The sequence below is a fragment of the Micromonospora luteifusca genome, assembly GCF_016907275.1.
Lineage (GTDB): Bacteria > Actinomycetota > Actinomycetes > Mycobacteriales > Micromonosporaceae > Micromonospora > Micromonospora luteifusca.
Genome location: NZ_JAFBBP010000001.1, coordinates 3,777,853 through 3,790,502, shown reverse-complemented (window position 1 = coordinate 3,790,502; position 12,650 = coordinate 3,777,853). Strand labels below are relative to the sequence as shown.

At 71.9% G+C, this 12,650-nt stretch carries 13 protein-coding genes; 6 read left to right on the top strand and 7 right to left on the bottom strand.

Going from position 1 to position 12,650, the window contains the following annotated elements; genetic code table 11:
* Positions 1–118: 118 nt before the first annotated feature.
* A complete protein-coding gene (locus tag JOD64_RS17210; RefSeq protein WP_204943149.1) occupies positions 119–1,159 on the bottom strand; it encodes a TRM11 family SAM-dependent methyltransferase in 1,041 nt (346 codons plus the stop codon).
* A 72-nt stretch (positions 1,160–1,231) separates the two neighbouring features.
* Between JOD64_RS17210 and JOD64_RS17205 the strand changes: the two genes are divergently transcribed.
* The gene (locus JOD64_RS17205; protein ID WP_204943148.1) at positions 1,232–2,041 is read left to right on the top strand and encodes a zf-HC2 domain-containing protein; all 810 of its coding nucleotides are present in this window, start codon (positions 1,232–1,234) and stop codon (positions 2,039–2,041) included.
* Positions 2,042–2,111: 70 nt separating this feature from the next.
* Here the strand turns inward: JOD64_RS17205 and JOD64_RS17200 are convergent, their stop codons facing one another.
* From JOD64_RS17200 to JOD64_RS17185, 4 genes are all read right to left on the bottom strand, one after another.
* Entirely contained in the window at positions 2,112–2,639 is a 528-nt protein-coding gene (locus tag JOD64_RS17200) for a CGNR zinc finger domain-containing protein (RefSeq protein ID WP_307813453.1), read from the bottom strand.
* 193 nt (positions 2,640–2,832) lie between these two features.
* A complete protein-coding gene (locus JOD64_RS17195; RefSeq protein ID WP_204943146.1) occupies positions 2,833–3,681 on the bottom strand; it encodes an MBL fold metallo-hydrolase in 849 nt (282 codons plus the stop codon).
* Positions 3,682–3,931: 250 nt separating this feature from the next.
* On the bottom strand, positions 3,932–4,594 hold the full coding sequence (locus tag JOD64_RS17190) for a TetR/AcrR family transcriptional regulator (RefSeq protein WP_204943145.1): 663 nt from the start codon (positions 4,592–4,594) through the stop codon (positions 3,932–3,934).
* Positions 4,595–4,712: 118 nt separating this feature from the next.
* Positions 4,713–4,880 carry a hypothetical protein gene (locus tag JOD64_RS17185; RefSeq protein WP_204943144.1) on the bottom strand — a complete coding sequence of 56 codons (168 nt, stop codon included), beginning with the start codon at positions 4,878–4,880 and terminating at the stop codon, positions 4,713–4,715.
* A 189-nt stretch (positions 4,881–5,069) separates the two neighbouring features.
* Here JOD64_RS17185 and JOD64_RS17180 point away from each other — a divergent pair, with 189 nt between their 5' ends.
* The 5 genes from JOD64_RS17180 to JOD64_RS17160 are packed head-to-tail and all read left to right on the top strand — an operon-like array spanning position 5,070 to position 11,122.
* On the top strand, positions 5,070–6,236 hold the full coding sequence (locus JOD64_RS17180; RefSeq protein WP_204943143.1) for an acyl-CoA dehydrogenase family protein: 1,167 nt from the start codon (positions 5,070–5,072) through the stop codon (positions 6,234–6,236).
* The gene (locus JOD64_RS17175; protein WP_204943142.1) at positions 6,226–7,440 is read left to right on the top strand and encodes an acetyl-CoA C-acetyltransferase; all 1,215 of its coding nucleotides are present in this window, start codon (positions 6,226–6,228) and stop codon (positions 7,438–7,440) included. Before JOD64_RS17180 ends, JOD64_RS17175 begins: the two co-directional genes overlap by 11 nt.
* A 14-nt stretch (positions 7,441–7,454) precedes the next feature.
* Positions 7,455–9,608, top strand: coding sequence for a 3-hydroxyacyl-CoA dehydrogenase NAD-binding domain-containing protein (locus JOD64_RS17170; protein WP_204943141.1), 2,154 nt, complete (start codon positions 7,455–7,457; stop codon positions 9,606–9,608).
* A 56-nt stretch (positions 9,609–9,664) separates the two neighbouring features.
* Entirely contained in the window at positions 9,665–10,813 is a 1,149-nt protein-coding gene (locus tag JOD64_RS17165; RefSeq protein WP_204946105.1) for a CaiB/BaiF CoA transferase family protein, read from the top strand.
* Between the two features lie 30 nt (positions 10,814–10,843).
* Complete coding sequence (locus tag JOD64_RS17160) at positions 10,844–11,122, top strand: hypothetical protein (protein WP_204943140.1); 279 nt, start codon at positions 10,844–10,846, stop codon at positions 11,120–11,122.
* Here JOD64_RS17160 and JOD64_RS17155 read toward each other — a convergent pair.
* Positions 11,076–12,005 carry a cytochrome c oxidase assembly protein gene (locus JOD64_RS17155; RefSeq protein ID WP_307813452.1) on the bottom strand — a complete coding sequence of 310 codons (930 nt, stop codon included), beginning with the start codon at positions 12,003–12,005 and terminating at the stop codon, positions 11,076–11,078. The genes JOD64_RS17160 and JOD64_RS17155 overlap by 47 nt on opposite strands.
* Complete coding sequence (locus JOD64_RS17150; RefSeq protein WP_204943139.1) at positions 12,002–12,493, bottom strand: DUF2243 domain-containing protein; 492 nt, start codon at positions 12,491–12,493, stop codon at positions 12,002–12,004. The genes JOD64_RS17155 and JOD64_RS17150 overlap by 4 nt, the downstream gene beginning before the upstream one ends.
* Positions 12,494–12,650: the final 157 nt, after the last annotated feature.

The following is a 12,650-nucleotide window of genomic DNA, read 5'->3' as shown; positions in this document are numbered from 1 at the left end:
TGCGGCACAAGCCCGCAGGAGATCGGCGTGGAAAGGCGCGCGGAAAGGACACCGGACGCCCCGGTGGCGCAGCGGTGCGGTGAGGCAGATGGTGCCTGTGTGAGGTGCGGGGAGCCGATCAGGCCGGGCGGCGGGCCACGAGCACGTCGCGCATGATCGACTGGTCCACCCGGTGCCGCAGCGCCCGGTAGGGCTCCTCGTCGACGACGGTCAGACCGGCGTCGGCCAGCGCCGCCGCCGCGTCGTCACGGCTGGCCACGTGGGTGTTCCAGGAGATGCCGAGCGCACCGCCCGGGCGCAGCAGCCGCGCCCAGACCGGCGCGGCGTCCGCGAGCAGCGCCAGCGGGTCGCGGGTCAGCCCGTGCTCGACGGTACGGCTGCCGTGCTGCACGCCGTACGGCGCGTCAGCGACCACCAGGTCGACGGTCTCCGGGCGGAAGAACTCCGCAGAGCGGGTGGTGTCGGCGTTGACCACGTCCAGCAACTGCACCTGGCCGGCCTTGTGCTCCTCGCGGGTGGGCGCCAACTCGATCCGCACCCGCCGGCCGACCACCTTGCGCTCCCGCCGCACCGGCCCCGACTCCAGCACCCGGTGCTTGACCCGCTTCTGCTTCAGCCAGGTGGTGATGAACGCCCGGTACGCCTCGACGTCCTTCTGGTCGCGCTCGATCCCGGCGGCGTCGAACCCGTACATCAGAGCCTGGTTGAGGGTGGTGCCCCGACCGCAGAGCGGGTCGAGCACCCGGAACCGCCGGCTGGTCAGCTCAGCGGCCCAGTCCGAGGCGAGCAGGGTGACGTTGAGCAGCAGCTTGGTGAACTGCTCGTTGGTCTTGCCCGGGTACTTCTGGATGGTGAGCAGGTCGTCGTCGTAGCGGTCCAGCCGACTCCACTCGATCGGCCGCAGCAGCTCACCGACGATCTCGAACAGCGCGTACCCCGCGGAGAGGTTGCCGAGCACGCTCAGGTCCCGCTCGGTCAGCCCGTCGCCGCTGAACGTGACGTAGGAGGCCCCACCGACGACCTCGGTGTCCAGCTCGCCGATCCGGCCGTCGAGCGCCGAACGGCCGAAGATCTCCAGCTCGGCCCGGGTGAGGTCGACGGCGGAGCGGGCGTACACCCGGTTGGTGGCGGGCAGGATCAGCAGGCCGTAACGCGTCATGATCCGGCGAGTATTCCACAACGGGCCCCGGTCGCCGGGAACCGGAGCGCCCGCTGGAGCGACTACCGGTACATGGGGTGTGAGCAGTGGCGGGAGATCCTGTCCGCGCAGTTGGACGGGGAGGAGACCGTCGCCGAACTGACGGCGGCGCAGGGGCACCTCGACGGGTGTGCCGAGTGCCGGGCCTGGTTCACGGCAGCGACCGCGGTGACCCGTCGGGTTCGTACCCGATTGGTGGTCGATGTGCCCGACCGGACCGCGGCGATCCTGGCCGCCGTCACGGCGGAGCCGGCCCGCCGGTCGTGGTGGCGGCGCATCGCCGGGCGCGGCCGTCTGGTCGCCGGGCTGCGCGCGGCGCTCGGGCTGCTCGGCGCGGTGCAGTTGGTGCTCGGCCTGGCCCAGGTCGGCCGGGGCGCGACCGCTGATCACCTGCACCCCACCGGCCAACACCTCTGGCATGAGTCGGCCGCCTGGAACGTGGCGGTTGGCGCCGGTTTCCTCTTCGTGGCGGTACGCCGCAGCCCGCCGGCCGGGCTGCTGCCGATGCTCAGCGCGTTCGTCGGCACGTTGCTGCTGCTCTCGGTCAACGACTTGGCCACCGGATCGGTGGGCGGGGAGCGGCTGATCAGCCACGGCTTCCTGGTGGTCGGCTACCTGATCACCGTGCTGCTGTCCCGGCCCGGCCTGCGCCCCGGCGGGCCCGCGCCGCAGCGGCAGCCGGCACCGTCACACTGGCGGTTCCGCGCCGACGAGGCGGACCGGCCGCTGCGGGTGGTTCGCCCCGAGTCGTACCCGGCACAGGCCGCCGACCGCAACGCCACCCCGGCAGCGCGCATTGGCCGGACCGGTGAACTCCGTGCCGGTGAACGCCGCGCCGCCTGAACGCGGCGCAGCCTGAACGTCGGGGGCAGCAACGCTCCGGTGGCACTGCGACTCGCGCCACCAGCCCGGTTCAGTCCACCTGCCGCTGGCGCGCCCGGTGGGCACGCAGGTTGCTCGGGTTCCCGCAGACGCGTACGGAGTGCCAGGCTCCGCTGTTGTTGTTCGAGCGGTCGTAGAACGCCACCCGGCAGCGCGGGTTGCGGCAGGTCTTGAGCCGCCGCCGGACGTCGCCGAGTTGCGCCTCGAACAGCGCCGCGAGGACGAGCGAGATCAGCAGATCGGCCCCGGCGCCAGCGGGGTCGAGCTGCACGGACCCGCTCCGATCGAGCCGAAGCGAGGCACCGGCGGTACGCGGTCCGGTCGGAGCGCGGTCCGGCGCCCCGGGGCCGGCGTGCTCGACTTCCGGCGTACCGCGAAGTCGGGTATCGATCTCCTCCCACAGCTCGTCGCGAAAGCTCCGCAGTGCCCGCAGCCCCGCAGCGTCGAGCGTGACCTCGGGTGCCGGCCTCCCGGTGGCCGTGGACCATCGGGAGGACGCATCGTTCGCCCACGTCGTAGCGCTGGTCAGCTCGTCGAGGAGGTCCGGCTGCCGTGGCACGCCGGCCGAGATCGTGTTGAGCAGATCCTGGACGAGTCCGAGGCCGCCGGGAGCCGGGTCGATGCCGTACCTCGCGGTGGCGATCCACGGCCCGGAGACCCCAGCTGTCGTGCGGTCAGGCTCTGTCGTTTGGTCAGGCTCTGTCGTTTGGTCAGGCTCTGTCGTGCGATCGGGGACCGGGGGCATCAGCAGGTCACTTTCCGAGTAGGGCGAGTGCGCCGTACCAGGCCGGGCCCGGGTTCACCCAGTCTGGGTAGAGCCGCACCATCTCGTCGTAGAACTCGCGGGCGGTCGACTTCTCGGCCAGCAGCCGCTCCACGTTCAGCAGGTACTTCCGGGTCTGGTCGATGCAGGCCGGGTCGTCGGAGCGGTCCCGATTCTTGTGGCCGGCGACGACTGCGCGGGGCGCGAGGGCTTCGACGCGGTCCAGGGCCTTGAGCCAGTCCCGCAGGCCACCGTCGACCGTCTCCACGATGTACTGGTGGACCCCGTTGTAGACGACGTCGCCGGCCACCACGAGGCCGATCGATGGCACGTGCAGCACGGTCGTCTGATCGGTGTCGGTGTGTCCGGTCTCCACCGCCTGGATGAGGTTGCCCTCAAGCAGGAAGCCTTCGGCCGGCACGGGCACGGCGATGACCGGCGATTCCGGGATGAGGCCGGGGAAGACCTTGTCGAACAACTCGCTCCGCCCGACGGTGGCCTGCTGGTGCATGACCTCGATGGTGCCGGGCGTCGCGTAGGTGACCGCGCCGGGGAAGCGCTTGACCAGCTCAGCGGCACCGAACCAGTGGTCGCCGTGCCCGTGGGTGGCGTAGATGTACGTCAGCCGCCTGCCCGACTGGGCGATCCAGTCACCCACCTTCGAGATCTGCTCGTGGGTGAACGGCGGGTCCACGAGGAGCGCCTCCTCGGCCCCGAAGATCAGCGTGGACGCTGTCGGGTTCCAGTGGATCCGTGACCCGTCCGGCATCCGCTGGTCACCCGCCCGCACGGGACCGTCCGAGACGAAGACCTCGTAGGAAAGGTCAGAACTGGTCATGTCTCCTCCTCGGTGGTGGATCGCCCGCCTGTGGCGGGTGGGTACCCGCCGACCGCTGAAATAACCATAACCGCTATGCCTATTTCAGGGTCGCCATCGCGCCCGTGGCCTGCGACACTCAACAGGCCGGGCACGCCGAGGACCACCAGGTGGAGGTGAGCCGTCCTGCCACTTCACCAGAGCGGCCCGACCCGGGGACCGGGGTGCGGGTCCGGGCTGCCGGCTGCGCCCTACGCCGGAGGCTCAGCCGCTACGCCGGAGGCTCGGCCGGCTGCGCTGGTCGGGCCGAACCGTCCACGTCGAGGACCTGCGGGATGACCTGTTCGACGATGGTCAGCAGGGTCGTGGTGAGCAGCAGGTGCACCTGGGCGCGGGTCAGCGCCCCACGCTGGAGCCATTCGCGGGCGGTCGAGGTGGCCAGACCCCCGTACGCGCGGACCATCCCGCGCAACTCCTCGCGGTGCTCCGCCTCGCCGGCCAGCCCGACGGCGACCAGCATGCGGTCCGCGGCGACCTCCTCGGCCTCGGCGAGCACCCGCTCCACGTCGGCGTCACCGCCCATCCCCCGGGCGGTGACCGCCGCCAGCCACGAGGTGCTGTGCCGGGAAACCACGTCGAGGAACCAGGTGACGCTGGCGTCGACCCGGGTCCGGAGATCACCCTTGGGCAGCCGCTCCAGTGCAACCTCGGGGATGGTCACCATGACCCGGACGACCTCCAGGTAGAGGTCCTTCTTCGCACCGAAGTAGTGATTGACCAGGCCGCGAGCGACACCTGCCTCGCGGGCGACGTCGGTGGTCGACACGTCCGCGTACGGGCGCTCACCGAACAGCCGGACCGCGCAGGCCAGGATCTGCCCACGCCGGGCGTCCGGCTCCAAACGGCGGCGGCGCGGAGCCGTCTCGACACTCATCTGCCCGACCCTATCGACCACTCACCGCGCCAGGCCTAGCGTCAACCACCGCCCCACCTCGATCAAGTGATGAGAAGTAGGTGCCAGAGCCGTTCCTGACCTACTTCTCATCACTTGATCACCGCAGGCCCTGACGTCGCCGGACCAGGTGGCCCTCCAGGTTGCGCAGGTTGGATGCCTCGGAGCAGAGCGGCGCGTTGATCGCACCGACGGCGACCCCGGGCGCCAGGCTGGCGAACATCGTGACCCGGGCTCCGTCGAGTAGGGCCGGAGGCGTGGCTCTCATGCCTCGATCCTCGCTCAGTCGCGCCCCACCTGTGAGGCAGCTCTACAGGGAGCAGGCGCACACAAGGACCCCACAGCGCCGCTGAGCCACCCCTCACGCCTGACGTCCCCGGACGCCCCCGATGGCCGCGGGCCAGCCGGCGATCACGACTTATTGACAGGCCGCCAACAGGGCGCGAGGGTGGTGCACATGCCAACGCCCTCGCTCGATGGCTCGCCCTCACCCTGGCGCGAGCCGGAGCACGACGACCTCGCCGATCTGGCGCGCGCCTTCTTCACCAAGGACGTGCTGCCGCACACCGACCGCCTGCTGGCGCAGGGGCATCCGGACCGCGAGCACTACCGGCGCGCCGGTGAGCTGGGGCTGCTCGGCCTGTCCGTCCCCGAGGAGTACGGCGGCGGAGGTGGCCGGTTCACCCACGAGGCCGTGCTGCTGCACGAGCAGGCGTACACCGGGGAGAGCAGCCTCGGGCTGGCTGTCCACAGTGGCATCGTCACCGGTTACCTGGTGGCGTACGGCAGCGAGGAGCAGAAGCGGCGGTGGCTGCCCGGCCTGTGCAGCGGTGAACTGGTCGGCGCGATCGCGATGACCGAGCCGGACGGCGGCTCGGACCTTCAGGCGATGCGGACCCGGGCGGTCCGCGACGGAGACGACTACCTCGTCACCGGCGCGAAGACGTTCATCACCAACGGCGGCCTGGCCGATCTGATCATCGTGGCCGTGAAGACCGACCCCGAGCAGCGGGCAGCCGGCGTCTCCCTGCTGATCTGCGAGGTGGGCGGCGACCCGGAAGGCTTCCGCCGTGGCCGACTGTTGTCCAAGATCGGGCTGCACGCCAACGACACCGCAGAGCTGTTCTTCGACGAGTTGCGGGTACCGGCGGCCAACCTGCTCGGCGGCGCCGAAGGGCTGGGCTTCATCCAGCTCATGCAGCAGCTCCCGCAGGAACGGCTGGTGATCGGCGTCGGCGCGGTCGCGGCCATGGAACGGGCCGTCGCGCTGACCGTCGCGTACGCCAAGGAGCGCACCGCCTTCGGCAAGACCCTGATGGGCCACCAGAACACCCGGATGGTGCTCGCCGAGTGCGCCACGCGTACCCGGGTCAGCCGGGTCTTCCTGGACGACTGCATCGTCCGGCACAGCCGCGGCGACCTGGACGTGGCGACCGCGGCGATGGCGAAGTCCTGGCTCACCGACGGGCAGTGCGAGGTCATCGACCGGTGCCTTCAGCTCTTCGGCGGCTACGGCTACACGACGGAATACCCGATCGCCCGGATGTACGCCGACGCCCGCGTCCAGAAGATCTACGGCGGCACCAACGAGATCATGAAGGAGTTGATCGCCCGTGCCCTCTGAGGCGTACGTCTTCGACGCGGTTCGCACCCCGCGCGGACGCGGCCGGAACACCGGCGCGCTGCACGGGGTCAAGCCGATCTCCCTGGTGGTCGGGCTGATCGACGCGCTGCGGGAACGCAATCCCGGCCTGGACGTGGGTCGGCTGGAGGACCTGCTGCTCGGCATCGTCACCCCGGTCGGCGAGCAGGGCGGTGATCTGGCCCGGGCCGCCGCGCTGGTGGCCGGGCTGCCCGACCACGTGGGCGGGGTGCAGCTCAACCGGTTCTGCGCCTCCGGGCTGGAGGCGGTCAACTCCGCCGCCGCGCGGATCCGCTCCGGCTGGGAGCACCTGCTGCTCGCCGGTGGGGTGGAGTCGATGTCCCGGGTGCCGATGGGCTCGGACGGCGCGGCCTGGGCCACCGACCCGCAGACCGCACTGGCGACCTCGTTCGTGCCGCAGGGCATCAGCGCCGACCTGATCGCCACCCTGGAGGGCTTCACCCGCGACGACGTGGACGGCTACGCGCTGCGGTCGCAGGAACGGGCCGCGAAGGCGTGGGCCGGCGGGCACTTCACCCGCTCCGTCGTGCCGGTACGCGACGGCAACGGGCTGGACATCCTCACCGTGGACGAGCACCTCCGCCCGGACACCACGCGGGAGGGGCTGGCCACGCTCACCCCGTCCTTCGCCGCGATGGGCGAGGCGGCCGGCTTCGACGCGGTCGCGTTGCAGAAGTTCCACTGGTTGGAGGCGATCGACCACGTCCACCACGCCGGCAACTCGTCCGGCATCGTCGACGGCGCAGCGCTCGTGCTGATCGGCTCGGCGGAGGTCGGCCGGGATCTCGGCCTCACCCCGCGCGCCCGGATCGTCGGCGCGGCGGTCACCGGGGCCGACCCGACGTTGATGCTGACCGGCCCGATCCCGGCCACCCACAAGGCGCTCGCCGCCGCCGGGTTGAGCCTCGACGACATCGACCTGTTCGAGATCAACGAGGCGTTCGCCGCGGTGGTGCTGAAGTACGTCCGCGACTTGGGCCTCGACCCGGACCGGGTGAACGTCAACGGCGGCGCGATCGCCCTCGGTCATCCACTCGGCGCGACCGGAGCGATGCTGGTGGGCACCGCGTTGGACGAGTTGGAGCGCCGTGACCTGCGCCGCGCCGTGGTGACCCTCTGCATCGGTGGCGGCATGGGCGTAGCCACCGTTCTCGAGCGCTGCTGACCCGGAGGACGACCATGACCAACACCATCCGGTACGACCGCGGCGCCGACGGCATCGTCACGCTCACCCTCGACGACCCCGACCAGTCCGCCAACACCATGAACCGGGCGTACGCCGCGTCCATGAGCGCGGTGCTCGACCGGCTGGAGGCCGAGCCCGACCTCGCTGGAGTCATCGTGACCAGCGCGAAGTCGACGTTCTTCGCCGGCGGTGACCTGCCGGAGATGATCCGGGCCACCCGCGAGGACGCGCCCGCGCTGGCGGAGCTGCTCGGCACCATCAAACGGGACCTGCGTCGGCTGGAGACGCTGGGCCGGCCGGTGGTCGCGGCCGTCAACGGCTCCGCGCTCGGCGGCGGGCTGGAGATCGCGCTCGCCTGTCACCACCGGATCGCGCTGGACGCGCCCGGCAGCCGCCTCGGGCTGCCCGAGGTGACCCTGGGCCTGCTGCCGGGGGCCGGCGGTGTCACCCGGACGGTTCGGATGCTCGGCCTGGCCGGGGCGCTGACCACGGTGCTGCTCACCGGTCGACGGATGCGCCCCACCGACGCCCTGGCCGCCGGCATCGTGGACGAGGTGGTCGCCACGCCGACGGAGCTGCTGGACCACGCGCGGGCCTGGATCGCCGCGAACCCGCACCCCCGGCAGCCGTGGGACCGACCGGACTACCGGATGCCCGGTGGCACCCCGGCCAGCCGTTCGCTGGCCGCCCAACTACCCGCCTTCCCGGCCACCCTGCGCAAGCAGCTCAAGGGGGCACGACTGCCCGCACCCGAGGCGATCCTGGCCACCGCCGTCGAGGGCGCACAGGTCGATCTGGAGACCGCCCTGACCGTGGAGACCCGGCACCTGATCGGCCTGCTCACCGGGCAGATCGCCAAGAACATGATCGGGGCCTTCTTCTTCGATCTGAAGGCCGTCAACGGTGGTGCCGCCCGACCGTCCGTCGACGTTCCGCCGGCGCGGCGGGTGGCGGTGCTCGGTGCCGGCATGATGGGCGCGGGCATCGCGTACGCCTGCGCCAGTGCTGGCCTGGACGTGGTGGTCAAGGACGTCACAGCCGAGGCCGCCGACCGTGCCCGGGAGCACGCCGAACGGCTGCTGGCCCGCAAGGTACGCAAGGGTCGCGCGACGGAGGCGGACGCCTGCGCGGTGCTGGACCGGATCACCACCACCGACCAGGTTGACGCGTTGGCCGGCTGCGACGCGGTGATCGAGGCGGTCTTCGAGGATCCGGCACTGAAACAGGTGGTCTTCGCGGAGGTGCTGCCGGTGCTGGCGCCGGGAGCGCTGCTCGCCTCCAACACCTCCACCCTGCCGATCACCGGGCTGGCCGAGGGTGTCGACCGACCGTCCGACTTCATCGGCATGCACTTCTTCTCCCCAGTGGACCGGATGCCGCTGCTGGAGATCGTGGTCGGCGAGCGGACCGGTGACGCCGCACTGGCGCGGGCGTTCGACCTGGGCCGGCGAATCGGCAAGACCCCGATCGTGGTCAACGACGGCCGGGGCTTCTTCACCAGCCGGGTGATCGGCCGGTTCATCGACGAGGCGGTCGGCATGGTCGCCGCAGGTGTACCGGCCGCGTCGGTGGAGCAGGCGGCGTTGCAGGCCGGCTACCCGACCGGCGCCCTGGCGCTGGCCGACGAGGTCAGCCTCACCCTGATCCAGCGGATCCGCCGCCAGTTCGAGGCCGCCAGCGACGAGTTCCTGCCGCTGCCGGCGCACCGGCTCATCGACGAACTGGTCGACGCGTACGACCGGCCGGGTCGCGCCGCCGGCCGCGGCTTCTACTCCTACGAGGACGGCACCCGGGGCCGGTTGTGGCCCGGCCTCGCCGACCTGACCACCGACGCCGGTCGGACGGTGCCCTTCACCGACCTGCAGGAGCGGATGCTCTTCGCCGAGGCGCTGGACGCGCTGCGCTGCCTCGACGAGGGCGTGCTGCGTACCGAAACCGACGCCAACATCGGCTCGATCTTCGGCATCGGCTTCCCCGCCTGGACCGGTGGGGTGATCCGCTACGTCCGGCAGTACGCGGGCGGCCCGGCCGGCTTCGCGGCCCGCGCCACCGAACTGGCCGACCGCTACGGCGACCGGTTCACGCCTCCCGCCGATCTGGACGACCGACTGGCCGCCCGTCCCACCGAACCGACGGGCGTAGCGTGACGCCGGCCGGTGGTGTTCCCGGGCCGGCCGGCGTCGAGCCGGATGCGGCCGGCGAGCTGGCCGGGTCGGCGCGCGGTGCGCAGGGCGGATCGACCGGCGGCGGGCCGCTCGCCGGGGTGCGGGTCGTCGAGCTGGCAAGTCTCGCCCCGGCACCGTTCGGCTGCATGGTGCTCGCCGACCTCGGCGCGGACGTGGTGCGGGTGGACCGGCCGGGCGCCCCGGGAGCGGGACGGCTCGCCGCGCCGACCGGCGGGCCGTTGCAGCGCGGCCGACGGATCACCGCACTGGACCTGAAGTCCCCGGCCGGGGTGGCGGACCTGCTGCGCCTGGTCGAGCGGGCGGACGTGCTGGTCGAGGCGTACCGGCCGGGGGTGGCCGAGCGGCTCGGCTTCGGGCCGGAGATCTGCCAGGCCCGCAACCCCCGACTGGTGTACGCGCGGATGACCGGCTGGGGTCAGGACGGCCCGCTGGCAGCCCGAGCCGGGCACGACATCGACTACATCGCGGTCGCCGGGGCGTTGGAGCCGCTGGGCCGTGCCGGCGAGCGCCCGTACGCCCCGATGAACCTGCTCGGCGACTTCGGCGGGGGCGGAATGCTGCTCGCCGTCGGTGTGCTGGCCGCACTGCTCGAACGGGAACGCTCCGGCATCGGCCAGGTGGTCGACGCGGCGATGGTGGACGGGTCGGCGCTGCTCACGTCGTTCCTGCACGGGCTGCTCGGCACCGGCCTGTGGGCCGCGCCGCGCGGGCGCAACATGTTCGACGGCGGAGCACCGTTCTACGACACGTACCGCACCTCCGACGGTGGATTCATGGCCGTCGGCGCGATGGAACCGGCCTTCTACGCCGTACTGCTCACCGGCCTCGACCTCGCCGACGACCCGGACCTGCCCGCCCAGTACGACCCGAGCGGCTGGAACGAACTGCGCCGCCGGTTCACCGCACGGTTCGCCGAACGGACCCGGGACGAGTGGACCGCGGTCTTCGCCGATCTGGACGCCTGCGTCGCCCCGGTGCTCGCCCCCGGCGAGGCGCATCAGCACCCGCACAACGCCGCCCGGGGCACCTTTGTCGAGGTGGGTGGCGAGATCCAGCCGGCACCGGCACCCCGCTTCGACCGCACACCGCCTGCCCGCCCGACCCCTGCTCCGGACCCGGAGCAGGACGTCCTGTCGGTCGAGGAGATCCTCGTCGGGTGGCGGTGACGCCGGGAGATCCTCTAGGGAGTCGACAACATGGGTACGGACAGTTGGATGGGCCACGTCAACGGAATCCTCTACGGGATCCAGTTCGACGAGTCGCTCGACGACGCGGTGGTGACCCGGGTCGCCGACGGGGTGCGCGGCGGGCTCTACCCGGGGGACCGGGCCGAGACGCTGGACGCGCTGGATCACGCACTGCGCCACCCGGGCCCCCTGAACCACGAGATCGAAACCCACCACAGCGAGCAGAGCATCCGCACCTTCCTCAACCGGCTCTCCGCCACCCTGGCAGCGCCCGCCCCGTCGAGTTGATCAAGGTTGAGCGGGGTGGGCGCAGACGGTCGGGGCGGTTGTACCAGGTGGCGAAAAGGGCCACCGCCAGGAACAACTCCGCCAGGTCACCGCCGTAGTACATGAGCTGGGCGGCCGACTGGAACGCCGCCGGATCCCGGTCGGTGAGGCCGGGCGGCAGGATCTCGGCGTTCGCGTACAGGTATTTGGCCAGCACGGCGTGACCAGCCGCCGCCCCCAGCAGCGCGCCCACCCGTACCGCCAGGCCGGGGCGACGCGGCGCCGGGTCCGGCCCGGCCAGGGCCCAGGCGAAGAGATAGCCGGCGGCGACATAGTGCAGGTGCAGGGCGTGGTGCAGCGCAGAGTGACGTTCGGCCGCCGCATACATCGGGGTGAGCAGCACCAACGCCAACCCTCCGGTGCCCAGCAGCGCAACGGTGACCGGGTGGGCGATCAGGTGCAGGAGGCGGGCGCGCAGCAGCCGGCCCACCAGCCGGCGCGTCGGCGGAGGGGCGACGCGCAGCAGCAGGGTCACCGGGGCGCCGAGCACCAGCCCGAGCGGGGCCAGCATGCCAAGCAGAAGGTGCTGCGCCATGTGCCCGCGCGGATCGTCAGGGAGCTGAGCCAGCGGACCCACGGCAACCGCCAGCAACGCGCACCCCGCGAGCCAGGCGGCGGTGCGCCGGTGGTCCCAGCCCCTCGGGTCGCGCACGGCAGCCAGCAGGTAACCGCCCGCCAGCAACGCGACCGGGACCAGCGGCAACCAGCCCGACCCATCCACCCCGTGCCCACCATGCGTCAACGGCAGCGACCCGGACCAGCCCGACCCGTCCGCCCCGTGCCCACCATCCGCGAACGCAAGGAGCCCGGACCAGCCCGGCAGGCCGGGAGGGGCCGCCGTCACCTCCGGCCGTCGCCAGGCCGGCGGGACCGGGACCACCACACCACCGCGGCGCCAGCCAGCAGCAGTACCGATCCGGCCACGTTCCACACCACGTCGTACGGCACCAGGTGTACGCCGTAGCGGATCTGGTGCAGCCGAAGCACCTTGTGGTCGATCAACCCGTCGAAGAGCTGGAACCCTCCGGCGCCGAGCAGGAAGCCACCCCAGGCCAGCCGGCCCGACAGGGCGCGCCGTCGGCGCAGGTCGGCGAACCAGAAGAACCCGCCCACCAGGGCGATCACCTCGGCGGCGTGCAGCAGCCCGTCCGACAGCAAGGCCACCGATGGGGTCGACCGGTCATAAAAGTGGTGCCAGGCCAGCAACTGGTGGAAGACGATCTCGTCCACCGCAGCCATGATCGCGACACCGATCAGGACGCCGGCGAGCGCGGACGACCGGCCGTCCGGCACATCAGCGGTACGCGTACGCGGCACGATCGAGTCGGCCATCAAACACCTCACATCCGCGTCAGATCGGGTTCATCGGGTCGGCTGGGGTCAGGTTGCTCGGATCCCGTCGGGTTCCGGCCGGGCCAGGTCCGGCCCGGCGCGGTCAGGTCAGGTCAGGTCAGCAAGGTCCAGCTGGTCCAGTCCCGACGGATCGGAT

Excerpts from the sequence above, each read along its gene's own strand:
- JOD64_RS17205 (WP_204943148.1), top strand. The coding sequence starts at position 1,232 with ATGGGGTGTGAGCAGTGGCGGGAGATCCTGTCCGCGCAGTTGGACGGG.
- JOD64_RS17180 (WP_204943143.1), top strand. The coding sequence starts at position 5,070 with ATGCCAACGCCCTCGCTCGATGGCTCGCCCTCACCCTGGCGCGAGCCG.
- JOD64_RS17195 (WP_204943146.1), bottom strand. The coding sequence starts at position 3,681 with ATGACCAGTTCTGACCTTTCCTACGAGGTCTTCGTCTCGGACGGTCCC.
- JOD64_RS17160 (WP_204943140.1), top strand. The coding sequence starts at position 10,844 with ATGGGTACGGACAGTTGGATGGGCCACGTCAACGGAATCCTCTACGGG.
- JOD64_RS17185 (WP_204943144.1), bottom strand. The coding sequence starts at position 4,880 with ATGAGAGCCACGCCTCCGGCCCTACTCGACGGAGCCCGGGTCACGATG.
- JOD64_RS17190 (WP_204943145.1), bottom strand. The coding sequence starts at position 4,594 with ATGAGTGTCGAGACGGCTCCGCGCCGCCGCCGTTTGGAGCCGGACGCC.
- JOD64_RS17170 (WP_204943141.1), top strand. The coding sequence starts at position 7,455 with ATGACCAACACCATCCGGTACGACCGCGGCGCCGACGGCATCGTCACG.
- JOD64_RS17150 (WP_204943139.1), bottom strand. The coding sequence starts at position 12,493 with ATGGCCGACTCGATCGTGCCGCGTACGCGTACCGCTGATGTGCCGGAC.
- JOD64_RS17210 (WP_204943149.1), bottom strand. The coding sequence starts at position 1,159 with ATGACGCGTTACGGCCTGCTGATCCTGCCCGCCACCAACCGGGTGTAC.